The 20,717-nt window shown below is 69.6% G+C and carries 23 protein-coding genes, 1 tRNA gene, 1 pseudogene and 1 riboswitch; of the genes and pseudogenes, 14 read left to right on the top strand and 11 right to left on the bottom strand.

Annotated features, from left to right (window positions below):
• A pseudogene (locus ABZY11_RS21145) lies at window positions 1–206 on the bottom strand (type II toxin-antitoxin system PemK/MazF family toxin); the annotation flags it as partial.
• A gap of 129 nt (window positions 207–335) precedes the next feature.
• Between ABZY11_RS21145 and ABZY11_RS21140 the strand changes: the two are divergent.
• Window positions 336–1,088, top strand: coding sequence for an MBL fold metallo-hydrolase (locus ABZY11_RS21140; RefSeq protein ID WP_356480603.1), 753 nt, complete (start codon window positions 336–338; stop codon window positions 1,086–1,088).
• 145 nt (window positions 1,089–1,233) lie between these two features.
• On the opposite strand, the gene ABZY11_RS21135 is transcribed toward ABZY11_RS21140, so the two are convergent.
• Both ABZY11_RS21135 and ABZY11_RS21130 read right to left on the bottom strand, forming a co-directional pair.
• Window positions 1,234–2,499: a PTS transporter subunit EIIC gene (locus tag ABZY11_RS21135; protein WP_356480602.1), complete on the bottom strand. Its 1,266-nt coding sequence runs from the start codon at window positions 2,497–2,499 to the stop codon at window positions 1,234–1,236.
• A gap of 273 nt (window positions 2,500–2,772) precedes the next feature.
• The gene (locus ABZY11_RS21130) at window positions 2,773–4,083 is read right to left on the bottom strand and encodes a PTS transporter subunit EIIC (protein WP_356480601.1); all 1,311 of its coding nucleotides are present in this window, start codon (window positions 4,081–4,083) and stop codon (window positions 2,773–2,775) included.
• Window positions 4,084–4,305: 222 nt separating this feature from the next.
• On the opposite strand from ABZY11_RS21130, the gene ABZY11_RS21125 reads away from it, so the two are divergent.
• From ABZY11_RS21125 to rdgB, 4 genes are all read left to right on the top strand, one after another.
• Window positions 4,306–4,539 carry a PTS glucose/sucrose transporter subunit IIB gene (locus ABZY11_RS21125; RefSeq protein ID WP_014156020.1) on the top strand — a complete coding sequence of 78 codons (234 nt, stop codon included), beginning with the start codon at window positions 4,306–4,308 and terminating at the stop codon, window positions 4,537–4,539.
• 152 nt (window positions 4,540–4,691) lie between these two features.
• Window positions 4,692–5,429: a ribonuclease PH gene (rph, locus tag ABZY11_RS21120; protein ID WP_356480600.1), complete on the top strand. Its 738-nt coding sequence runs from the start codon at window positions 4,692–4,694 to the stop codon at window positions 5,427–5,429.
• Between the two features lie 101 nt (window positions 5,430–5,530).
• Window positions 5,531–5,923: a hypothetical protein gene (locus tag ABZY11_RS21115; RefSeq protein WP_356480599.1), complete on the top strand. Its 393-nt coding sequence runs from the start codon at window positions 5,531–5,533 to the stop codon at window positions 5,921–5,923.
• 21 nt (window positions 5,924–5,944) lie between these two features.
• Entirely contained in the window at window positions 5,945–6,547 is a 603-nt protein-coding gene (rdgB, locus tag ABZY11_RS21110; RefSeq protein WP_356480598.1) for an RdgB/HAM1 family non-canonical purine NTP pyrophosphatase, read from the top strand.
• 53 nt (window positions 6,548–6,600) lie between these two features.
• Here rdgB and ABZY11_RS21105 read toward each other — a convergent pair.
• From ABZY11_RS21105 to bcp, 4 genes are all read right to left on the bottom strand, one after another.
• Window positions 6,601–6,675, bottom strand: a tRNA-Leu gene (locus ABZY11_RS21105).
• Window positions 6,676–6,727: 52 nt separating this feature from the next.
• Complete coding sequence (locus ABZY11_RS21100) at window positions 6,728–7,393, bottom strand: HNH endonuclease signature motif containing protein (RefSeq protein WP_356480597.1); 666 nt, start codon at window positions 7,391–7,393, stop codon at window positions 6,728–6,730.
• Complete coding sequence (locus tag ABZY11_RS21095; RefSeq protein ID WP_356480596.1) at window positions 7,390–8,049, bottom strand: HNH endonuclease signature motif containing protein; 660 nt, start codon at window positions 8,047–8,049, stop codon at window positions 7,390–7,392. Before ABZY11_RS21095 ends, ABZY11_RS21100 begins: the two co-directional genes overlap by 4 nt.
• Before the next feature lie 162 nt (window positions 8,050–8,211).
• A complete protein-coding gene (bcp, locus tag ABZY11_RS21090; protein ID WP_356480595.1) occupies window positions 8,212–8,679 on the bottom strand; it encodes a thioredoxin-dependent thiol peroxidase in 468 nt (155 codons plus the stop codon).
• 128 nt (window positions 8,680–8,807) lie between these two features.
• Between bcp and ABZY11_RS21085 the strand changes: the two genes are divergently transcribed.
• The 3 genes from ABZY11_RS21085 to ABZY11_RS21075 all read left to right on the top strand — a co-directional run bounded on the left by ABZY11_RS21085 (window position 8,808) and on the right by ABZY11_RS21075 (window position 10,014).
• Window positions 8,808–9,128 carry a DUF3618 domain-containing protein gene (locus ABZY11_RS21085; RefSeq protein ID WP_356480594.1) on the top strand — a complete coding sequence of 107 codons (321 nt, stop codon included), beginning with the start codon at window positions 8,808–8,810 and terminating at the stop codon, window positions 9,126–9,128.
• 61 nt (window positions 9,129–9,189) lie between these two features.
• Window positions 9,190–9,528 (top strand): co-chaperone GroES, encoded by a 339-nt coding sequence (locus ABZY11_RS21080; RefSeq protein WP_030923137.1) that lies wholly within the window; start codon window positions 9,190–9,192, stop codon window positions 9,526–9,528.
• A 56-nt stretch (window positions 9,529–9,584) separates the two neighbouring features.
• A riboswitch (guanidine-III (ykkC-III) riboswitch) is annotated at window positions 9,585–9,654 on the top strand.
• A 39-nt stretch (window positions 9,655–9,693) separates the two neighbouring features.
• Complete coding sequence (locus tag ABZY11_RS21075) at window positions 9,694–10,014, top strand: multidrug efflux SMR transporter (RefSeq protein WP_189545185.1); 321 nt, start codon at window positions 9,694–9,696, stop codon at window positions 10,012–10,014.
• Here the strand turns inward: ABZY11_RS21075 and ABZY11_RS21070 are convergent.
• Window positions 10,008–12,422, bottom strand: a complete 2,415-nt coding sequence (locus tag ABZY11_RS21070) for a transglycosylase domain-containing protein (RefSeq protein WP_356480593.1) — start codon at window positions 12,420–12,422, stop codon at window positions 10,008–10,010. The two genes, ABZY11_RS21075 and ABZY11_RS21070, sit on opposite strands and share 7 nt — an antisense overlap.
• A 217-nt stretch (window positions 12,423–12,639) precedes the next feature.
• On the opposite strand from ABZY11_RS21070, the gene ABZY11_RS21065 reads away from it, so the two are divergent.
• The 4 genes from ABZY11_RS21065 (at window position 12,640) to ABZY11_RS21050 (ending at window position 16,155) form a co-directional block, all read left to right on the top strand.
• Window positions 12,640–13,440, top strand: coding sequence for an ABC-2 family transporter protein (locus tag ABZY11_RS21065; RefSeq protein ID WP_356480592.1), 801 nt, complete (start codon window positions 12,640–12,642; stop codon window positions 13,438–13,440).
• Window positions 13,433–14,338 (top strand): ABC transporter permease, encoded by a 906-nt coding sequence (locus tag ABZY11_RS21060; RefSeq protein ID WP_356480591.1) that lies wholly within the window; start codon window positions 13,433–13,435, stop codon window positions 14,336–14,338. Before ABZY11_RS21065 ends, ABZY11_RS21060 begins: the two co-directional genes overlap by 8 nt.
• Window positions 14,339–14,375: 37 nt before the next feature.
• A complete protein-coding gene (locus ABZY11_RS21055; RefSeq protein ID WP_356480590.1) occupies window positions 14,376–15,392 on the top strand; it encodes an ATP-binding cassette domain-containing protein in 1,017 nt (338 codons plus the stop codon).
• Between the two features lie 61 nt (window positions 15,393–15,453).
• Window positions 15,454–16,155 (top strand): DUF1707 domain-containing protein, encoded by a 702-nt coding sequence (locus ABZY11_RS21050; protein WP_356480589.1) that lies wholly within the window; start codon window positions 15,454–15,456, stop codon window positions 16,153–16,155.
• Window positions 16,156–16,226: 71 nt separating this feature from the next.
• On the opposite strand, the gene ABZY11_RS21045 is transcribed toward ABZY11_RS21050, so the two are convergent.
• Window positions 16,227–17,477, bottom strand: a complete 1,251-nt coding sequence (locus ABZY11_RS21045; protein WP_356480588.1) for an SGNH/GDSL hydrolase family protein — start codon at window positions 17,475–17,477, stop codon at window positions 16,227–16,229.
• Window positions 17,478–17,623: 146 nt separating this feature from the next.
• Here ABZY11_RS21045 and ABZY11_RS21040 point away from each other — a divergent pair, with 146 nt between their 5' ends.
• Window positions 17,624–19,006 (top strand): DUF445 domain-containing protein, encoded by a 1,383-nt coding sequence (locus ABZY11_RS21040; protein ID WP_356480587.1) that lies wholly within the window; start codon window positions 17,624–17,626, stop codon window positions 19,004–19,006.
• Between the two features lie 62 nt (window positions 19,007–19,068).
• Here ABZY11_RS21040 and ABZY11_RS21035 read toward each other — a convergent pair whose 3' ends face one another.
• The gene (locus ABZY11_RS21035) at window positions 19,069–19,371 is read right to left on the bottom strand and encodes a hypothetical protein (RefSeq protein WP_356480586.1); all 303 of its coding nucleotides are present in this window, start codon (window positions 19,369–19,371) and stop codon (window positions 19,069–19,071) included.
• A 310-nt stretch (window positions 19,372–19,681) separates the two neighbouring features.
• Here ABZY11_RS21035 and ABZY11_RS21030 point away from each other — a divergent pair, with 310 nt between their 5' ends.
• The gene (locus tag ABZY11_RS21030; protein ID WP_356480585.1) at window positions 19,682–20,041 is read left to right on the top strand and encodes a hypothetical protein; all 360 of its coding nucleotides are present in this window, start codon (window positions 19,682–19,684) and stop codon (window positions 20,039–20,041) included.
• A gap of 12 nt (window positions 20,042–20,053) precedes the next feature.
• Here ABZY11_RS21030 and ABZY11_RS21025 read toward each other — a convergent pair whose 3' ends face one another.
• Window positions 20,054–20,647: a MepB family protein gene (locus tag ABZY11_RS21025; protein ID WP_356480584.1), complete on the bottom strand. Its 594-nt coding sequence runs from the start codon at window positions 20,645–20,647 to the stop codon at window positions 20,054–20,056.
• Between the last annotated feature and the right edge of the window lie 70 nt (window positions 20,648–20,717).

Raw genomic sequence — 20,717 nt, 5'->3', positions numbered from 1 at the left:
GTCCGCCCGCCCGGACGCCCACCGGAGCGCGTCCCCGCCGTCCCGCGGGAACGTCCACGGGGCCCGCGCCCGCCCCGCCCCCGGCCATCGGCGACCGCGGCGACGAGCGCGAGCAGCACGACAAGAACGAGCGCGATCCACCACCAGGACATGTCCATGCCCCGACCGTACCGGCGTCCCCACCGCTTCCATCGAACCGGTGACAGCGCAGGTGAGTTCCCCCACAACGGACGGCCGTGGAGGAGCGACCGGCTGTTTCGCGCTTTACGCTCGACGAACCGCTCAACAGACCGCACGAACCCTCCCCGTTCCCACGTCTCGGAGGTTCACGCTCCATGAAGCTCACCGTCGTCGGCTGCTCCGGCTCGTTCCCGTCCGCGGGATCAGCGTGTTCGAGCTACCTCGTAGAGGCCGACGGCTTCAGGCTGCTCCTCGACATGGGCAACGGCGCCCTCGGTGAGCTGCAGCGCCATGTCGGTCTCTACGACCTCGACGCCATCTTCCTCAGTCACCTCCATGCCGATCACTGCATCGACATGTGCGCGTACTTCGTCGTCCGCTACTACCGGCACGACGGCGGCCGTCCCGCCCCCCTCCCGGTCTACGGGCCCGAAGGCACCGAACAGCGGCTGACCACCGCCCACGCCGACACCCCGTCCGAGCACGCGATGAGCGAGGTCTTCGACTTCCACACGCTGAAGCCGGGATCGTTCGAGATCGGCCCCTTCGCGGTCCGTACGGAGAAGGTCTGCCACCCCGTCGACACCTTCGCGATCCGGATCGAGCACGGCGGCCGCTCGCTGGCGTACTCCGGCGACACGGGGACCTGCGACGCCCTGGACGAACTCGCCGAGGGCGTCGACCTGTTCCTGTGCGAAGCGTCGTTCGTCCACGGCAAGGAGGACATCCCGGACCTCCACCTCAATGGCCGCGAGGCGGGCGAGACCGCCGCCCGCGCCGGCGTGGGGCGCCTGGTCCTGACCCACATCCCGCCGTGGACCGACGCCGACCGCAACCTGGCCGACGCCCGCGTGGTCTTCGACGGACCGGCGGACGTGGCGGTGCCGGGCGCGGTGTACGAGGTCTAGGGTCTGGCCGGCGGATCAGGGTCGGACAGACCCCAGCGGCGTACGAGAGCCAGGTGTACCGCCTTGGTGTGCCGCGTCGCTGACACGATGAAGCCCTCACCTCCCGCCGTGGGAGGTGAGGGCTTCATCGTGCGGCGGGCGAGGGTTACTTCGCCTCGGCCTTGAGCAGCTCGGCGAGCTCCGCGTCGGACTCACGGCCCGGAGTGGGCAGGTTGAACTTGGTGATCGCGAAGCGGAAGACCGCGTAGTAGACCACCGCGAAGCAGAGGCCGACCAGCACCAGCATCCATGGCTTGCTCGCGATGCCGAGGTTCAGGAAGAAGTCGACGGCACCCGCCGAGAAGCCGAAGCCGTCCTTCATGCCGAGCCCCCAGGTGAGGGCCATGGAGACACCGGTGAGCACCGCGTGGATCGCGTACAGCACCGGGGCGATGAACATGAACGTGAACTCGATCGGCTCGGTGACACCGGTCACGAAGGCGGTGAGCGCGAGCGAGAACATCATGCCGCCGACGACCTTGCGGCGCTCCGGGCGGGCGCAGTGCACGATCGCGAGGCAGGCGGCCGGGAGGGCGAACATCATGATCGGGAAGAAGCCGGTCATGAACTGTCCGGCCGTCGGGTCACCGGCCAGGAAGCGGTTGATGTCGCCGCTCTTGCCGTGGTACTCACCGGCCTGGAACCACGGGAACGAGTTCAGCAGGTGGTGCATGCCGACGGGGATCAGCGCACGGTTGGCGACGCCGAAGATGCCCGCGCCGACCGCGCCGGAACCGACCAGCCACTCGCCGAAGTTGTGCAGCCCGGTGCCGAGCACCGGCCAGATGTAGCCGAAGACGATGCCGATGAGCAGGCCCGCGAAGGCGGAGAGGATCGGGACCAGGCGGCGGCCGCCGAAGAAGCCGGCCCAGGCGGGCAGCTTCGTCCGGTAGAACTTCTGGTAGAGCAGCGCGACGACGATGCCCATCACCACACCGCCGAGGACCTTGGCGTCCACGGGGGCGTCCGTCATGACTATCTTGCCGTCGACCACCGTCGCGACCTGCGGAAGGTTGCTGTCGGTGAAGGTGGCGAGCACCTTCTGGAAGACCAGGTAGCCGGTGACGGCCGCGAGCGCGGTCGAACCGTCCGACTTCTTCGCGAAGCCGATCGCGATGCCGACGGCGAACAGCAGCGCCATGTTGTCGAGGATCGCGTTGCCGCCCGCGTCCATGAAGCTCGCGATCTTGGTGACGAAGCCGGGGAACGAGGCCCTGCCGAGCATGTCGTCGTGGCCGAGCCGGACCAGCAGTGCGGCGGCGGGCAGCACCGCGACCGGCAGCATGAGGCTGCGGCCGATGCGCTGCATGACCGACATCACGCCGGCGCCCTTCTTCTTGGTGACCGCGGGTGCGGTGTCTGCCGTGGACATCAACTTCCTCCATGGGACAAGGCGCCGCCCAGGTCGTTGACGGGGGGGAAAGGCGGCGACTCGAAAAACGCGGCAGAGCGCCACGTGGTCTGGACCACTCAGTGGTGTAGACCAGTTGTAGCACGGTGAGCGCTGGATAAGGAACCTGCAAATTCCGACTACTTCGCATGAGCTATCACCCACGCTCGGTGACATGCCGAAGACCCCCGGACCACCTGGGGTCCGAGGGCCTTGGAAAGCCTGCTCCGGGCGGGACGGGGGCCCGCCCACGTGCTATTTCGTGAGGTTCCTCTCGATCTCCTCCTCCAGCTCGTCGGGCTCGCGGCCCGGCGTCTGGAGATTGAACCTGGTGATCGCGATCCGGAAGATCACGTAGTAAATGACGGCGAAGGCCAGGCCGATCGGAATGATCAGCCATGGCTTGGTCGCCAGACTCCAGTTGATGACGTAGTCGATCAGCCCCGCCGAGAAGCTGAAGCCGTCCTTCACCCCGAGCGCCCACGTCACCGCCATCGAGACACCGGTGAGCACCGCGTGGATCCCGTACAGCAGCGGCGCGACGAAGAGGAACGAGTACTCGATCGGCTCGGTGATCCCCGTGACGAACGAGGTCAGGCCGACCGACAGCATCATGCCGCCGACCGCCTTGCGGCGATGCGGCTTGGCGCAGTGGTAGATCGCCAGCGCCGCCGCGGGGAGGGCGAACATCATGATCGGGAAGAAGCCGGAGGTGAACTGGCCGGCCGTCGGGTCGCCCGCCAGGAACCGGTTGATGTCACCGTGCACGACCGTGCCGTCCGGCTTGGTGAAGTCGCCGAACTGGAACCAGACGAAGGTGTTCAGGAACTGGTGGAGGCCGATGACCAGCAACGCGCGGTTGGCGATACCGAAGATGCCGGAGCCCACCCAGTCCAGATCCACCAGCCACTTGGAGAAGCTGGTCAGACCGTCACCGATCGGCTGCCACAGCCAGGCGCACAGCCCCGCGAAGAGGAGGCCGACGAACGCCATGATGATCGGGACGAGCCGGCGGCCGTTGAAGAAGCCCAGCCAGTCCACCAGCTTGACCCGGTGGTACCGCTGCCAGAACCAGGCGGACAGCAGGCCCATCACGATGCCGCCGAACACCCCGGGATTCTGGTACTCGGCGGCCGTGACCTTGGCGTCGCCGGTCACACAGGTGCCGAACCAGGTGCCGCCCGAAGTGAACGTCGAACCCGGGGCGCAATCCACCGGGAAGGCGTGCAGCACCGCGTAATAGACGAGGAAGCCGGCCACCGCGGCGAGCGCGGTCGAACCGTCCGACTTCTTCGCCATGCCGATCGCGACCCCGACGCAGAACAGCAGCGGAAGGCCGAGCCCCGAGTCGAGCAGCGCGCCGCCCGCGGCCGCGAACACCTTGGCGATGTTGTTCCAGCCCAGGCCCTCGTCGCCGAATACGTCCGGCTGGCCCAACCGGTTGAGAATGCCGGCCGCCGGCAGTACGGCGATCGGGAGCTGGAGGCTGCGGCCCATCTTCTGGAGGCCCTGGAAGAAACCGTTCCACCACGTCTTCTGCGGCACTGCGGCGCTGCTTGAGCTCATCGGCATCCTCCCGGAACAAGGCGCGTTCGGCGGTCGTTGCAGACTGGTGTAGACCAATTGAGGTACGGTGCGTAACCCGCCTGGAAGACAGGGCACCGGTGATCGTCATCATTGGGGACGGTCCAGCCACCCGCTCGCGAAGCTGGGCCAAACGTGCGTTACGGTGACGAAACGGACCCAGGGTGGGCCGTCGCACGCATGTGGAGAACCAGGGAGAAGGCCATGGCCAGCAAGGCTGAGAAGATCGTCGCCGGGCTCGGCGGAATCGAGAACATCGACGAGATCGAAGGCTGCATCACCCGCCTTCGCACCGAGGTCCACGACCCCAGCAAGGTCGACGAAGCCGCGCTCAAGGCCGCCGGAGCCCACGGCGTCGTCAAGATGGGCACCGCGATCCAGGTCGTCATCGGCACCGACGCCGACCCCATCGCCGCCGACATCGAAGACATGATGTGAACGGCCGCCGAACCCTTCACTGAACCGGCCGCCCGGCACCGCACAGGCCCCGCCCACCCGGACGGGGCCTGCGCCGCACCCGGACGGCGGCCCCGCAGGAGCGCCCCAGCACCCGAACGGACGCCACCCCCGCACCCGATAAAGTCGACGCCATGTCTCGTATCGACGGCCGCACCCCCGAACAGCTCCGCCCCGTCACCATCGAACGCGGATGGAGCAAGCACGCCGAAGGCTCCGTACTCATCTCCTTCGGCGACACCAAAGTCTTCTGCACCGCCTCCGTCACCGAAGGCGTCCCCCGCTGGCGCAAGGGCAGCGGCGAAGGCTGGGTCACCGCCGAATACTCCATGCTGCCCCGCTCCACCAACACCCGCGGCGACCGCGAATCCGTACGCGGCAAGATCGGCGGCCGCACCCACGAGATCAGCCGCCTCATCGGCCGCTCCCTGCGCGCCGTCATCGACTACAAGGCCCTCGGCGAAAACACCATCGTCCTGGACTGCGACGTGCTCCAGGCCGACGGCGGCACCCGCACCGCCGCCATCACCGGCGCCTACGTCGCCCTCGCCGACGCCGTCACCTGGGCCCAGCAGAAGAAGATCGTCAAGCACGGCCGCAAGCCGCTGACCGACACCGTCTCCGCGATCAGCGTCGGCATCGTCGACGGCACCCCCCTCCTCGACCTCTGCTACGAGGAGGACGTCCGCGCCGAGACCGACATGAACGTCGTCTGCACCGGCGACGGCCGCTTCGTCGAGGTCCAGGGCACCGCCGAGGCCACCCCCTTCGACCGCAAGGAACTGGGCGCCCTCCTCGACCTCGCCACGGTCGGCTGCGCGGACCTGACCGCCATCCAGCACGAGGCCCTCGCCCACACCCCGGGCGAGTAAAGAAGCAACCAAATACGCACCACAGGCGTCGTTACGAACACGGGCGCACGGGCCGAACCGTGCGCCCGTCCGCGCATCCGCATCCGGGGAGGAACCGCACCATGGCCAAGGCCGCCCGCCACCGCCGCATCACCGTCGCGCTGACCCTGACCGCCCTCGCCCTCACCGCCGCGTCCGGCTGCGGCGCCGTCGACAAGGCACTGGACTGCGTCCGCACCGCCGACGCCATCGCCACCAGCGTCGACAACCTCCAGCAGGCCGTCTCCAACGCCGCCGGCGACCCCACACAGGCCGCCGAAGCCCTCGACGAGATCGAGAAGTCACTCGGCGAGCTCGGCGACAAGACCGACAACGCCGACCTCGGCAAGGCCGTCGACGACCTCCAGGCCGGTGTCGGCAACGTCCGCGACTCCATCGACAAGGGCGACGCCACCCCCGACATCACCCCGGTCACCGACGCCGCCGCGGAGATCGGCAAGGTCTGCACGCCCTGACCACCCCCGATACTGGGTGACATGACCCGCCTCATCCTCGCCACCCGCAACGCCGGGAAGATCACCGAACTCCACGCGATCCTCGCCGACGCCGGCCTCACCCACGAGCTCGTCGGCGCGGGCGCGTACCCGCACGTCCCCGACGTCAAGGAAACCGGCGTCACCTTCGCCGAGAACGCCCTCCTCAAGGCCCACGCCCTCGCCAAGGCCACCGGCCTCCCCGCCGTCGCCGACGACTCCGGCCTCTGCGTGGACGTGCTCGGCGGCGCCCCCGGCATCTTCTCCGCCCGCTGGGCAGGCACCCACGGCGACGACCGGGCCAACCTGGACCTGCTCCTGGCCCAGCTCTCCGACATCGACGCGGCCCACCGCGGCGCCCACTTCGCCTGCGCGGCCGCCCTCGCCCTCCCCGACGGCACGGAACGCGTCGTCGAGGGCCGCCTGACGGGCACCCTGCGCCACACCCCGTCCGGCACGAACGGCTTCGGCTACGACCCGATCCTCCAGCCCGAGGGCTACACCCGCACCTGCGCGGAACTGACCCCGGCGGAGAAGAACGCGATCAGCCACCGGGGCAGGGCGTTCCGGGCACTGGTGCCGGTGGTGCGGGAGCTGGTGGGGTGAGACAGCGACGCCCGGCCCCTCGTTGAGAGGGCCGGGCGTGCTCGGCTATTCGGTGCGCCCGGTCGGACTCGAACCGACACAAACACGACTACCTAAAAGTCGCCGCTCACCAGTTGGCGTACGGGCGCAGAACGAAGCCAAGGTTACCGTGCTACGCGGAGTTGGTGGGAGCGAAGGGCGTCAAAAGGTGCTTCGGGTACTGCCCCCTCGGCACCAGGTGTCGGTAGTGGCGTGACAGTTCGGGCACAGCAACCGGAGGTTCTCGGCCCGGTCGTTGCTCCAGTCGCCGTTGATGTGATCGATTTCCAGGGTCATCGGCTTGCCCTGCCACACGGTGCCGGTTCCGCACTCGGCGCACTCCTGTGGGACACCGATCTCCAGCAGGGCGCGACGGAGCAGGACGGTCTTCGTGCGGCGTTCGCCATCGTGCTTGATCAGCACGTGCTCGGGCGTCTTCGGCGGGGTGGGGCCGACTCGTCCCCGTTGGTGCCCCTGGCCCAGGAAATGTGCGGTGATGAGGCCGTCCTCGGCCAGCCAACGCCGCAGACGATTCCTTGCTCCCGCGGTGTCGGCCAGGCCCAGTAGCCGGAGTGTGCCTGCCAGGGAGACGGACGCGGCGACGGCTTCGGCGAGCTTCGCCCTGGAGGGACGCGGCCCGCTTCCGTGGTGGACACGGCTGCGGAAGTGTGAGACGTCGATGCCGAAGTGCTTGAAACGCTTGAAGAGATACCGACGGAGGTGTCCGTAGGGGCGTGTGCCCAGGAACGCGATGACTTCGTCGATGCTGCCGCACTTCTCTGCTGCTTCGACCAGCCGCTCGCGCGTGTATCGGGTGCCGGTGGTCATCGCGTCCTACCCGGCGCCGAGTTGCGACCTCCCTTGCCTCGGCCGCGGTAAGTGTCCGTCGTCGAGTGGCAGTTGGGGCAGAGGAGACGTAGATTCCGGGCTTGATTGTTCCGCCAGTCGCCGTCGATGTGATCGACTTCGAGGGGGAGCGGCCGGCCTCGCCAGACGGGCTCCGTGCCGCACATCGCGCAGCGCTGCTCGGCGCCGACGGCAACCAAGGCTCGTTTGAGTCGGTCACCCGGTATTCGGCGGGCATGGGACGGATTCTGGTCGACCAGAAGCTCCTCGGGGCGACGGCGCCTTCGTTCCCCCTTCCTGGAGGGCGGTGCAAAGTGGGATGTGTCGATGCCGAGGGCCTTCACCCGGCGGCTGATATGGGCGTGATGGCCACCCACCACCTCAAGGCCGAGGCTCCGCAGCACCTGGCACATGTTCGTCGAGGAAGCGATCACAGGCTCCAGGACTTCTCTGGTCCAGCGTGTGCCCTCACGCTCGAAGTGTCCGGTGGCGATACCCATTTTCCTCATGCGATCGGCGATGTATCGCCGCGTCGAGCTCTTCGGATCGACCCCGAGCTTCGTCAGTGCTTCGGACAGCGTCCGCGATGACGAGGCGGCCCGCTCAAGGATCTCGCGCGTGTATGGGCTCACTGCCACGTTCCCCTCCGCGTCCGGCCGCGTGTTCGCAGCCTCGTACGGATCAACGAGTCATTTACCGGAGTGTCACGTCCGATATCCGACAAGATGCGGAATGCCCTGCACCGCTTCGGCCGGGGCTGAAGCGGTGCAGGGCATTCCGGGGCTGGGCAGAACCTCGGCTCAGATGCCGAGGTCCTTGATGATCTTGGCGACGTGGCCGGTGGCCTTGACGTTGTAGAGGGCGCGCTCGACCTTGCCGTCCTCGTCCACGACGATCGTGGAGCGGATGACGCCCGTCACTGTTTTGCCGTAGAGCTTCTTCTCGCCGAAGGCGCCGTACGCCTCAAGGGTCTCCTTGGACGGGTCGCCGACCAGGGTGACCTTGAGGTTCTCCTTCTCGCGGAACTTGGCGAGCTTCTCGGGCTTGTCGGGGGAGACGCCGATCACGTCGTATCCGGCACCGGCGAGCAGCTCCAGGTTGTCGGTGAAGTCGCAGGCCTGCTTGGTGCAGCCGGGGGTGAGGGCGGCCGGGTAGAAGTAGACGATGACCTTGCGGCCCTTGTGGTCGGCGAGCGTGATCTCGTTGCCGTCGGCGTCGGGGAGCGTGAAGGCGGGGGCGGTGTCGCCGGGCTGGAGTCGCTCGCTCATGGTTCTCCTCAGGTGGCACGTGGGGTGTACGGGACCGAGCGTAATAGGGGTGCCGCCGGGTGCGTGGGCGGTCGAGCTGACAGACTGGCGATGAAGGTTTACCGGACGACGACCACGGAGGCGGCGCAGTGTCGGATGCCAGGACCCCTGCGCAGATCGAGGCGGACATCATCAGCAGGCGTGAGCAGCTTGCGGTGGTGCTCGATGAGATCGGGGTGCGGGTGCACCCGAATACGATCATGGGTGATGTGAAGGCCAAGGCCGCCGAGGCCGTGGACCGGACGGCCGGGCGGGCGTTCGTCGCGGTGAACCGGGCCGTGTCGGACGTGAAGGCGCAGTTCGTGTCCGAGGACGGGGCCCCGCGTCTGGAGCGGGTGATTCCGGCGGCGCTGCTCGCGGCGGGTGTCGTGGGTCTGGTCGTGGCGTCGAAGCGGCGCCGGAAGAGCTGATGCCGCGGTCCGCGCACCCCGGAGAGGCGTGGAACCGCGGCGGGCAGGTAGGTTGCGGGGCGTGAGCGAGAACACCGACGACAAGTTGCCCATCCGTATGCTGCACGACCGTGTGCTGGTCCGGTCCGATACGCCCGAGGGCGAGCGGCGTTCCGGTGGCGGCATCCTGATTCCGGCGACGGCGGCGGTCGGCCGTCGGCTGGCCTGGGCCGTGGTGGTCGCGGTGGGCCAGAACGTGCGGACGGTCGAGCCCGGCGACCGGGTGCTGTACGACCCCGAGGACCGTGCCGAGGTCGAGGTGCGCGGTGTGGCGTATGTGCTGATGCGCGAGCGTGATCTGCACGCGGTGGCGGCGGACCGGTTCGAGGGGTCGGTGGATTCGACCGGGCTTTATCTGTAGTCCCTGTCCGCAGCTGTGGGTGCAAGGCCTGGTGACCGGTGTCACCAGGCCTTTTGCCTGTTCTTTGCTACGGTGGGGGGACCCCGACGAGACGCGCCGTACCGGGCTTCGAAAAGACGACGCACCTGTGTTGTTCGCGTGTTCTGTCTCGTCGGAGGTGCCGTCATGGCCTGGGTTCTGCTCGTTGTCGCCGGTCTGCTGGAAGTGGCCTGGTCGATCGGGATGAAGTACACCGAGGGGTTCACCCGGCTGTGGCCGAGCGTGTTCACCGGCCTCGGGATCGTGGCGAGCATGGTGATGCTGTCCCATGCGGCCAGGACGCTGCCGATCGGTACGGCGTACGGCGTGTGGGTCGGGATCGGCGCGGCCGGTGCGGCGGTGCTGGGCATGGTGGTGCTGAACGAGCCGGTGACCGCCGCCCGGATCTTCTTCGTCTGTCTGCTGCTGGTCGCCGTCGTGGGGCTGAAGGCGACCTCGGGTCACTGACGCGGGGCCGGGGTGCCCTGGGTGCCGGGGAGGAGGTTGTTGTCGTCCCCGCCGCCGTTGAGGCCGCCCGCGCCCGTCCCGCCGCCCCCGTCCGCGCCGCCGTTGTCGCCGCCGCGGGGGCCGCCGTCCCCGCCGCCGTTCTGTGCGCCGCCGTTGTCCGTCGTGCCGTAGGTCGGGCTGCCGGTGTTCGTGCCACCGGTGGCGGGTTCGCTGCTTCCGGGGTTCGACGGGCTGCTGGGCGGGGTGCTTCCGGGGGTGCTGGGCGCGGTGCCGGAGGTGGTTTCGGAGGGCGATGTGGTGCCCTCGGGGCTGGTCTCCTCGCCGGTGGGCGGGGCGGGTTCCTCGGCGCCGCTTTCGAGTTCGAGGTCGAAGTCCTCGGCCGTGGTGCCGCGCAGGGCGGCCTCGGTGTACTGGGCCCAGGTCTGGGCGGGCGCGCCGCCGCCGTTGATGCGGGCGAGTCCGAGTGCTCCGTACAGCGGTTTCTGTACGCCGGTTTCGGGGTCCTGTCCCATCACGGCGATGACGGTGGTGAGGTCGGGGGTGTAGCCGGCGAACCAGGCCGCCTTGTCCTCCTCGGCGGTGCCGGTCTTGCCCGCGGCGGGGCGGCCCGCGGCCTGGGCGGCGGTGCCGGTGCCGCCCTCGACGACGCTCTGGAGGATCGCGGTCGTGGTGTCGGCGGCTTCGCGGCTGACGGCCTGTTCGGTGTTTCCGCTGTCGGGGAGTTGGAGGTCCTCGCCGTCCTTGCTGATCCGGTCGACGAGGACGTACGCGCCGTGCCGGCCGTGGTTGGCGAGGGTGGCGTACGCCTCGGTCATGTCGAGGACGCTGGCGGTGGAGACGCCGAGTGCGTTGGACGGGTACGCGGTGAGGTCCGGGGTGTTCTCGGGAAGGCCGAGGTCGATGGCGGTCTGCTTGACCTCGCCGGGGCCGACGTCCTCGGCCATCTGCGCGTAGACGGCGTTGACGGACTTGTCGGTGGCGGTGGACACGGTGATGGGCCCGTAGCTGATGTCGTCCTCGTTGGCGGGGGCGTAGCCGGTGGGTCCGTCGGGGCCCTGGACCATGCGTTTGTTCGTGCCGTCGTAGATGGTGTTGGGGGTGATGCGCCGGCCGTCCTGGGTGGTGGAGCGGTTGGCGACGGCGGAGGTGAAGACGAAGGGCTTGAAGGTGGAGCCGACCTGGTAGTCGCGGCGGGTCGCGTTGTTCACGTACTGCTTGGTGTAGTCGACGCCGCCGTACATGGCGACGACGCGGCCGGTACCGGGGTCGATGGAGGCGCCGCCGACGCGGACGTTGCGGTCGGCCTTGCGGTCGGGGCTGGTCTGGGACATGACGTTGTCGTCGACGGCCTCGACGAGGGCGTCCTGCTTCTTCTTCTCCAGGGTGGTGGTGATCCGGTGGCCGCCGGTGGCCAGGGTGTTCTCGTCGATGACCTTGTTGCTGGTGAGGTAGTCCTCGACGGCCTGGACGATGTAGCCGCGCTGTCCGGAGAGTCCGGTGGACGGCTTGACCTTGCCGGGTACGGGGAACTTCATGGCGGCGCGTTCGGCCGGGCCGAGCCACTTCTCCTTGACCATGCCGTCGAGTACGTAGTTCCAGCGCCCGAGGGCGGCGGCCTTGTTCTGCGGGTGGACGACGACGTCGTACGCGCTGGGGGCGTTGAGCAGGGAGGCGAGGTAGGCGCCCTCGGCGGTGGTGATCTCGCCGATGTCCTTGGAGTAGTAGGCCTGGGCGGCGGCCTGGATGCCGTAGGCGTTGCGGCCGAAGTAGCTGGTGTTGAGGTAGCCCTCAAGGATCTGGTTCTTGGACTCCTCGCGGTTGAGTTTGACCGCGATGAAGAACTCCTTGACCTTGCGGACGACGGTCTGTTCCTGGCCCAGGTAGTAGTTCTTGACGTACTGCTGGGTGATCGTCGAGCCGCCCTGTTTGCCCTTGCCGGTGAGGGTGTTCCAGGCCGCGCGGGTCATGGCCTTGAGGTCGACGGCCCGTTCGGAGTAGAAGTCGCGGTCCTCCGCGGCGAGGACGGCGTGCTGGACGGTGAGCGGGACCTGGGCCAGTTTGACGTTCTCCCGGTTGATCTCGCCGGAGCGGGCGAGGACGCTGCCGTCCTTGTAGAGGTAGACGTTGGACTGCGCGGTGGCGCTGGCGTTGGCGGGCGGGATGTCGACGAGTTCGTACCCGGCGATGAAGCCGCCGATCAGGAGCAGGGCGAGGAGGAGGACGGCGCCGAGGGTCATCCGCCAGGTGGGGACGGCCCGGCGCCATCCGGTGCGCTTGGGTTTCTTCGCCCTGCCGCCTTCGCGGTCCGGCCTGCCGGACGCACCGGCGCCGCCGTGGGCAGCCGGATCCCTGGGGGCCCAGCCCCGGGGTTCGTGTTCCCCGCTCGGCTGCTGTGGCTCGTCGCTCATGTCCGTGCAGACTCCTCGGCCGCGGTCAGTTCCCCCATAGTGCCCTTTTCTACGGAATAAGCACCGGATCGACCCCCGGATCGACGCCCGGATCGCCCCCGGATCGCCCCCGGATCGACGCCCGAAAAGCGGTCGCGGCGGCCGTCTCCCTTGGACTAGGGTCTTGCGCTTTGGTGTCCAAAGCCGTTGGGCACCCGGGCGATGGGGGGTGTATGCGATGCGGCTTTACGCGGTGGTGGCGGCGGGACAGTTCCGGCGCTACGCCACCTACCGGACCGCCACGGCGGCGGGAGTCTTCACCAATACCGTCTTCGGGTTCATCCTCGCGTACACCTATGTGGCGTTGTGGGACGAGCGGCCGCAGCTCGGTGGTTACGACATGTCCCAGGCGCTCAGCTACGTCTGGCTGGGGCAGGCGCTGCTGATGACCTGTTCCATGATGGGCGGCGGTTTCGAGGACGAGCTGATCGAGCGGATCCGCACCGGCGACATCGCGGTCGATCTCTACCGGCCCGCGGATCTCCAACTGTGGTGGCTCGCGGGCGATCTGGGCCGCGCCGCGTTCCATCTGCTGGGCCGCGGCATCGTGCCGATGCTGGTGGGATCGCTCGCCTTCGAGCTGGCGCTGCCCTCCTCGCCGGGGATCTGGCTGGCCTTCCTCGTCTCGGTGGCGCTGGGCGTCGTGGTCAGTTTCGGGATCCGCTATCTGGTGGCGCTCTCCGCGTTCTGGCTGCTGGACGGGGCGGGGATGGCGCAGATGGCCTGGCTGGCCGGGATGTTCTTCTCCGGGATGCTGCTCCCGCTGACGCTGTTCCCCGGGGTGCTGGGGGATGTCGCGCGGGTGCTGCCGTGGTCGTCGCTGCTCCAGGTGCCGGTCGATGTGTTCCTCGGCAAGTACCCGGGGTGGGAGCTGGTGCGGGCGTACGCCTTCCAGGCCGGCTGGGCGCTGGCGTTGCTGTCGGTGGGGCGGATGGTGCAGTCGGTGGCGACGAGGAGGGTGGTGGTCCAGGGTGGCTGATACGACCGGTGCGGTGGAGGTGGCCGGGACGGCGAGTGCCCCCGGCGGCCGGCCCGCGGACTGGCCCGAGGCGGTGTTCGCCGATCGGCCGAGGTTCGTCGAGGGTGTCCGGGCGTACGGGCTGATCGCGATGATGTGGCTGCGCTCGACGATGGCGTACCGCGCCTCGTTCGCCATGACGGCGTTCGGGAACTTCGCGGCGACCGCCTTCGACTTCGTCGCGATCCTGCTGATGTTCTCGCACGTGGACCGGTTGGGCGGCTACACACTGCCCGAGATCGCCCTGCTGTACGGGGTTTCGGGCACCGCGTTCGGTCTGGCCGACCTGCTGCTGGGCTCGATGGACCGGCTGGGCCGCCGGGTGCGCGACGGCACGCTGGACACACTGCTGGTACGGCCGGTCCCGGTGCTGGCCCAGGTGGCGGCGGACCGGTTCGCGCTGCGCAGGATGGGGCGGGTGGTCCAGGGGGTGCTGGTGCTGGGGTACGCGCTGGTGGCGCTGGACATCGCATGGACGCCGTTGAAGGTGGCGATGATGCCGATGATGCTGCTGAGCGGGGCGGCGATCTTCGGGGCGGTGTTCGTGGCCGGGGCGGCGTTCCAGTTCATCGCGCAGGACGCCTCCCAGGTGCAGAACGCCTTCACGTACGGGGGGAACACCCTGCTCCAGTACCCGCCGTCGGTCTTCGCGAAGGACCTGGTGCGCGGTGTGACGTTCGTGGTGCCGCTGGCCTTCGTGAACTGGCTGCCCGCGCTGTACGTGCTGGGCCGGGAGTACCCGCTGGGACTGCCGGACCGGGTGGCGTTCCTGCCCCCGGTGGTGGCGGTGCTGTTCTGGCTGCCGGCCGGTCTGGCCTGGCGCTCGGGCCTGCGCGCGTACCGCAGCACAGGAAATTGATCCGGAACATCCAGCGAGGCAGGGCATGGACATGGACATGGAAACAGAGACCCGCTCCGGAACCGACACCGATGTCGGCGTCAACACCGGCTTCATCGAGCTCGACAACGTGGAGAAGGTCTTCGACGTGCGTCGCAAGACCGGTTTCCTGCGCAGTGAACGCCGTCAGGTCCGGGCGGTCGACTCGATCAGCTTCCGCGTCGCGCGTGGCGAGATGGTCGGTTACATCGGCCCGAACGGCGCGGGGAAGTCGACCACGATCAAGATGCTGACCGGCATCCTCACCCCGAGCGGCGGCCGGCTGCGGGTGGCGGGCATCGACCCTTCGAGGGAGCGTACGAGGCTGGCGCACCGGATCGGTGTGGTGTTCGGCCAGCGCACCACGCTCTGGTGGGACCTGCCGCTGCGCGACTCGTACCGGCTGATGCACCGGATGTACCGGATTCCCGACGCGCGCTACCGGGAGAACCTGGATCGCTGTGTCGAACTCCTCGACCTGGGTGAGCTGTTGGACGTCCCCGTGCGGCAGCTGTCGTTGGGGCAGCGGATGCGTGGCGACATCGCGGCGGCGCTGCTGCACGATCCCGAGGTGTTGTACCTGGACGAGCCGACGATCGGTCTGGACGTCGTCTCCAAGTCCAAGGTCCGGGGATTCCTGCGGGACCTGAACGCCGAACGCGGTACGACGGTGCTGCTCACGACCCATGATCTGACGGACATCGAGCAGCTCTGCAAGCGTGTGATGGTGATCGACCACGGCCGTCTGATGTACGACGGCGCCCTTGCCGGTCTGCATGAGGTGGGCGAGAGCGAGCGGACGCTGGTGGTCGACCTGGAGCATCAACTGCCGCCGATCCGGCTGGAGTCGGCGCCCTCGGTCCGTACGGTGAAGGTGGAGGGGCCGCGGCAGTGGCTGGCCTTCCCGGCCTCGGAATCGGCCGCTCCGCTGGTCGCCCGGATTGCCGCGGACTATCCGTTGGTCGACCTGTCGGTGCGGGAGCCGGACATCGAGGCCGTGATCGCGAAGATGTATGAGTCCGCGACCGGCATGTAGGGCTGTGACGAGGGTGTAGGCGTTCAATAAGCTGCGCGGTATGACAAGTGACCTTCCGGAAATGCGTGCTTCCGATGCCGAGCGTGAGCGCGTCGCCGAGATCCTGCGCGAGGCGGTTGCCGAGGGCCGGTTGGAGATGGACGAGTTCGAGCAGCGGCTCGAAGCGACCTACAAGGCGCGTACGCATGGGGAGTTGCAGCCGCTGGTCCGGGATCTTCCGGCGCCGGGTGCGGCGGTGGCCCCGGTGGGTCCGGCGCCGGCGCGGACCGGTTCGGCGATGCGGTGGGCGGACCGGATCGGCAGGCCCGCCACATCGGGCGGCGCGTTCGCGATGTGGAGTGGGTTCGGCCGCCGGGGGAACTGGACGGTGGGCCGGAAGTTCACCGCGTTCACCATGTGGGGCGGCGGTGAGATCGATCTGCGCGAGGCGAACTTCGAGGCCCGCGAGGTGGTCATCCGCTGTTTCACGATCATGGGCGGTATGCAGGTGACGGTGCCGCCGGAGCTGAATGTCGAGGTCAAGGGCATCGGCATCATGGGCGGCTTCGGGGAGCGCACGAAGGACGACGGGGTTCCGTCGCCGGACGCCCCGCGGGTGCGGATCACCGGGCTGGCGCTGATGGGTGGCGTCGGTGTGGAGCGCAAGCGGAGCAAGGCGGAGAAGAACCGGCTGAGGAAGGCGGAGCTGGAGCGGCTGCGGGAGCTGGACAGGGAGCGTGGGCAGGGGCGGGGCCGGCTGGAGAAGGGCCGGTCCGACGACTGAACCGGGGGAGCGCCCGCCCCGTTGCCCTCTGCCCCGGCGCCCCGCCGGCAGGCCGTTTCGGCGCCCCGTCGTCAGAGCTGGTCGGACTCGGGCCGGTCGGGCACCAGCGCCGTGAGGTCCACCAGGGACCCCAGCTGCCGGTAGCCCGCGTCGTTCAGATGGAGATGGTCGCCGCTGTCGTACGCCGGCCGGAGCCGGGTCGGGCGGTAGGGGTCACGGGCCGCCGCGTCGAAGTCGATGACGTGGTCGAAGATCCCGCCCGCCCGGATCAGCGCGTTGACCCGTTCCCGTACGCCGTCGCGCGCGGGTGTCCAGGTGGGGAATCCCTCGTACGGCATCAGTGTCGCCCCGGCGACCCGCAGTCCGCGTGCGTGGGCGCGCATGGTCATGGACCGCAGGGCGTCCGCGATGCGCTGCGGGTCGGACTCCTGCGGGGACATCTGCACATCGTTGATGCCGAGCGCGATGACGACGGTCTTCACCCCGGCGATGTCCAGTACGTCGCGGTCGAAGCGGGCGGTCGCCCGTACGCCGCGTCCGTCGCGCAGGATGCGGTTGCCCGCGATGCCCGCGTTGGCCACCCCGTACCGGCCGTGCAGCCGGTCGGCGAGCACATCGGGCCAGCGGCTGTTCGTGTCGAGGGTGGAGCCGGTGCCCGCGGTGAGCGAGTCGCCGATCACGGCGACCGTTCCGCCGGCGGCCCGTGTGTGCACGTCGACCGCGGTGAGGTAGCGCCAGCCGTCGGTCCGCCGGGTGCCCCACGCGGTGTCGACGTACGACGTCTGGTGACTGCGCTCGTGGATGGTGACGGGCCCCTCGGCGGTGGGGGTGCGCAGGGTGACCACGAGGTCGGAGTCGGCGGCGACCGGGACGGTGACGGGGTCGCTGACGATCTGCCCGCCCGGCGCGACGGTCACGGTGCCGGCGCCCCCGAAGGTCACGGGTCGGGTGTTCACGGTGGCGTGGTCCACGACCAGCGGGCGGGTGCCGAAGGCGTTGGAGAGGGTTATCCGGGCCGCGTCGCCGCCGATACTGGTGTGTACGACGTTACGGATGGTGCGTCGGTGCAGGGCGCTGCCGTTGTAGGAGTCGACCACCCCGGCGACGGGGGCCGCCGTCCAGGTCGCGGCCCAGAGGCCGGTGGAGTGGGCGGGGGCGGCGGGCGTACGGGCCACGGACCGCGGATCGGGTACGGCGAGCTGCTTCGGCCGGGTGCCGGAGCCGGAGAACAGCAGGGGGCCGGCGAACGCCACGGCGGCGGCGAGCGCGGCGGTGCCCGCCACGAGGGCGATGAGCAGGGCGTACCCCTGGCGCCTGGGCATGGGCGGTGTTTCTCCTCGTGATCAATCGGACTGATCCCATGATGGGGCAGGGCGTCGGGGACTTGACGTGCGGCCCGGGAGTAGGTCAGGTAGGGACAATGCGTACGGGACACCGGGGGCGAGGCGTACGCGGACGGGTGGAGCGGATGGAACGGATCGATCGGGCCGGAGCCGGCGAACAGGGCGCGCGGCCGCAGGGGCGTGCCGGGGAGCAGGTGGCGGGTGCGGCCCGTCCCGTGCCCGGTGGCCGTCCTGCCCCCCTCGCCTCGTTCGCGTACACGGCGGCCGATGAGGAGAAGCGGCGCGGTGTGCGCCGGATGAAGACCACGGCCACGGGCCTCCTTCTGCTGGTCGCGCTCGTGTACGTACTCGCCACCTGGGCGAAGAACGCGGGTGTGGGCGGCTGGCCGGGCTTCGTCGCCGCGGCCGCCGAGGCGGGGATGGTGGGTGCGCTGGCCGACTGGTTCGCCGTCACGGCGCTGTTCAAGCGTCCGCTCGGCCTGCCGATCCCGCACACCGCCATTATCCCCACCAAGAAGGACCAGCTCGGAGCCTCTCTGGGTTCCTTCGTCGGCGAGAATTTTCTCTCCGGCGATGTCGTACGGGGCCGTATCCACGCGCTCGGTGTCGGTGGCCGCCTCGGTGCCTGGCTGGCCGAGCCGGAGCACGCGGACCGGGTCACCGCCGAGCTGTCGACCGCGTTGCGCGGTGCGCTGAAGGTGCTGCGGGATTCCGATGTGCAGGCCGTGGTGGGTGAGGCGATCACCCGGCGGGCCAACGCGGCGGAAGTCGCGCCCGGTCTCGGCAAGATGCTGGAGAAGATCGTCGCCGACGGCGGCCACCGCAGGATGGTGGACCTGATCTGCGTACGCGCCCACGACTGGCTGGTGCTGCACGGCGATTCCGTGATGGACGCGGTGCAGGGCGGGGCTCCGGGCTGGACGCCGCGGTTCGTCGACAAGCGGGTGGGGGAGCGGGTCTACAAGGAGCTGCTGCGCTTCGTCACGGAGATGCGGGACATGCCGGGACACCCGGCGCGCGCCTCGATCGACACCTTCCTGACGGACTTCGCGGACGACCTCCAGACGGACTCGGACACCCGGGCCAGGGTGGAGCGGCTGAAGTCGGAGATCCTGGGACGCGGTGAGGTCCAGGACGTCATCGCCTCGGCCTGGTCGTCGGTGCGCACGATGATCATCGCGGCGGCGGAGGACGAGCAGAGCGAGCTGCGGCTGCGGGCGCGGGCCTCACTGATGGCGCTGGGGGCGCGGCTGGCGACGGACAGCCGTCTCCGGGCGAAGCTGGACGGCTGGCTGGAGGACGCGGCGGTCTATGTCGTCACGACCTACCGGGCGGAGATCACCTCGCTGATCAGTGACACGGTCGCGAGCTGGGACGCGGGCCAGACGTCGAAGAAGATCGAGGCAAACATCGGCCGCGACCTGCAGTTCATCCGGATCAACGGCACGGTGGTGGGTGCACTGGCGGGCCTGTTGATCTACACGGTGTCGTGGGTGCTGGGGGCGTAGCGGAGCCGGGACAGCGGCAGGGGCGGGGGCTCTTCGGAGTCCCCGCCCCTGCCGTATGTGCTTCAGGCGGCCCGGCGGGTGACCGCCCACGACGCGGCGGCCATGCCGCCCGCCACGGCGAAGACGGCCGGCCAGGCGCCGATCTTCTTGGCCAGCGGGTGCGAACCGGCGAACGCGGCGACATACGCCGTGGTCAGCGCGGCGGCCGCGCGCGGCCCGGCCTGCCGGTTCCACTCGTACGCGGCGACAGTGCCCGCGGCGGCGAGGGCGACCCCGCCCAGCGGCCGCTTCCTGGTCCACCGCGCGACGGCGTACCCGCCGACCAGCCCGCTCGCCGCCACCGCCGCTGCCGGAACTTTCGCCATCGCTGCCACCTTCGCCTTCTCATCCGTGTTGTCCGGGCCCGTGGCCCGGGTCTTCGAGGCTAACGCGGCGTCTCTCCGAGGCTGACGCGGCGCCCGGGTTTCCGGTCGCGCGGCACTGCGACGACCCTGGTCGCGGCAGTAGTTCTCGGGGCGTTCCTGGTGGGCTGCTCGGCCGCCGGGACCTCGCAGGGGCCGGGTGGTGACGTTCCGTATGTGGCGCCGTCCGTGGACGCCGCAGCCGCGTCCAAGGCCGCCGACAAGGCCGTCGTGGCGCAGAGCGCGGCGGACGAGGCCAGTGCGGACGAGGCCAGTGCGGAGGCGGAGGCGGCCGAGGCGGCCGAGGTGGAGCGCAACCAGGCCGGAGGCCGTACGCGACGCCTTCGCGGGGCTCCAGGCCACGCTGAACGACAACTGCACCCCGGGCGCGTCGGACCGCGGCTGCTTCCTGGGCCGGGTCCACGACGAACTGGCCCGCCTGGACAAGGCCATGAAGGCGGACGCCCAGGGTCCCGGCCACTTCAAGGAGCCGATCGCCCGGATCGCCGCCCTGCGCAGGACGCTGAACGGCGACATCTCCACGGACAACCTGGAGAAGCACCGCTCCGAGCTGATCGGCACCCGCGACCGCGTCAACACCTGGATGCAGGGCCACCCGGAGGACTACCGCTGACGGCGGGCGCCGTCACGGGCGGTAGAGCGCCCGGCACCGGACCGGGTCGACCGCCTCGCCCTCGTTCTTGCCCTCGTTCTCGCCCTCGCCTTCGGCTTCGCCCTCCCGGACCGGCAGGAAGTACTCCACCTGCCACTCCTGCGTACGGCCGGCCTGTCGACCGGACGTCGTCACCCACGGCGGATAGACGCGGAACGCGCGCTTCCCGCCGGACCCGCCCGTCGACACGATGTCCCGCTCGCGGAGCACGTCCCGCGGAAACACGAACTGCCCGAAGCCGCCGGTGTCACGGGTGCTGATGACGAAGAGGTCGACCGGGTCGACGGAGTCGTAGGGCCGGATCGGCTCACCGCCCGCGGACCGCTTCCACACCGTCACGAACTGGCCGGCCTTCGTCGGGGTGGTCCGGGCCACCCGGAACCTGACGGCGGAGCCGTCCACGGTGAACCCATGCGCCCCGTACTCGACGCTCTCCGCCTCGGGCACCGGCCGCGTGCACACGAGCCCGCTCGGGTCGTAGACCAGCCTCTTCGCCGCGAGGAGGTCGGCGTGCAGGGGCTCGCCGTCCGGCCAGGGCTGGGGCGGGGGCTCAGAAGGTGTCGCCATTTCGCCCATTCTGTCAGCGGCTGTCCCGTTGTCGGGCGGCCGGGGGTGGGCGATGAGTTTCCCCGGCGGC

The sequence above is a fragment of the Streptomyces sp. NPDC006510 genome (assembly GCF_040611955.1).
GTDB lineage: Bacteria > Actinomycetota > Actinomycetes > Streptomycetales > Streptomycetaceae > Streptomyces.
This window is presented reverse-complemented; position numbering and strand designations above follow the sequence as displayed.

What these genes read in the sequence shown, in the direction of transcription:
- ABZY11_RS21040 (WP_356480587.1), top strand. Translation starts at nt 17,624, where the DNA reads ATGGAACGGATCGATCGGGCCGGAGCCGGCGAACAGGGCGCGCGGCCG.
- ABZY11_RS21035 (WP_356480586.1), bottom strand. Translation starts at nt 19,371, where the DNA reads ATGGCGAAAGTTCCGGCAGCGGCGGTGGCGGCGAGCGGGCTGGTCGGC.
- ABZY11_RS21075 (WP_189545185.1), top strand. Translation starts at nt 9,694, where the DNA reads ATGGCCTGGGTTCTGCTCGTTGTCGCCGGTCTGCTGGAAGTGGCCTGG.
- ABZY11_RS21025 (WP_356480584.1), bottom strand. Translation starts at nt 20,647, where the DNA reads ATGGCGACACCTTCTGAGCCCCCGCCCCAGCCCTGGCCGGACGGCGAG.
- ABZY11_RS21135 (WP_356480602.1), bottom strand. Translation starts at nt 2,499, where the DNA reads ATGTCCACGGCAGACACCGCACCCGCGGTCACCAAGAAGAAGGGCGCC.
- ABZY11_RS21125 (WP_014156020.1), top strand. Translation starts at nt 4,306, where the DNA reads ATGGCCAGCAAGGCTGAGAAGATCGTCGCCGGGCTCGGCGGAATCGAG.
- ABZY11_RS21050 (WP_356480589.1), top strand. Translation starts at nt 15,454, where the DNA reads ATGCGTGCTTCCGATGCCGAGCGTGAGCGCGTCGCCGAGATCCTGCGC.
- ABZY11_RS21055 (WP_356480590.1), top strand. Translation starts at nt 14,376, where the DNA reads ATGGAAACAGAGACCCGCTCCGGAACCGACACCGATGTCGGCGTCAAC.
- bcp (WP_356480595.1), bottom strand. Translation starts at nt 8,679, where the DNA reads ATGAGCGAGCGACTCCAGCCCGGCGACACCGCCCCCGCCTTCACGCTC.
- ABZY11_RS21065 (WP_356480592.1), top strand. Translation starts at nt 12,640, where the DNA reads ATGCGGCTTTACGCGGTGGTGGCGGCGGGACAGTTCCGGCGCTACGCC.
- rph (WP_356480600.1), top strand. Translation starts at nt 4,692, where the DNA reads ATGTCTCGTATCGACGGCCGCACCCCCGAACAGCTCCGCCCCGTCACC.
- rdgB (WP_356480598.1), top strand. Translation starts at nt 5,945, where the DNA reads ATGACCCGCCTCATCCTCGCCACCCGCAACGCCGGGAAGATCACCGAA.
- ABZY11_RS21130 (WP_356480601.1), bottom strand. Translation starts at nt 4,083, where the DNA reads ATGAGCTCAAGCAGCGCCGCAGTGCCGCAGAAGACGTGGTGGAACGGT.
- ABZY11_RS21045 (WP_356480588.1), bottom strand. Translation starts at nt 17,477, where the DNA reads ATGCCCAGGCGCCAGGGGTACGCCCTGCTCATCGCCCTCGTGGCGGGC.
- ABZY11_RS21115 (WP_356480599.1), top strand. Translation starts at nt 5,531, where the DNA reads ATGGCCAAGGCCGCCCGCCACCGCCGCATCACCGTCGCGCTGACCCTG.
- ABZY11_RS21100 (WP_356480597.1), bottom strand. Translation starts at nt 7,393, where the DNA reads ATGACCACCGGCACCCGATACACGCGCGAGCGGCTGGTCGAAGCAGCA.
- ABZY11_RS21070 (WP_356480593.1), bottom strand. Translation starts at nt 12,422, where the DNA reads ATGAGCGACGAGCCACAGCAGCCGAGCGGGGAACACGAACCCCGGGGC.
- ABZY11_RS21140 (WP_356480603.1), top strand. Translation starts at nt 336, where the DNA reads ATGAAGCTCACCGTCGTCGGCTGCTCCGGCTCGTTCCCGTCCGCGGGA.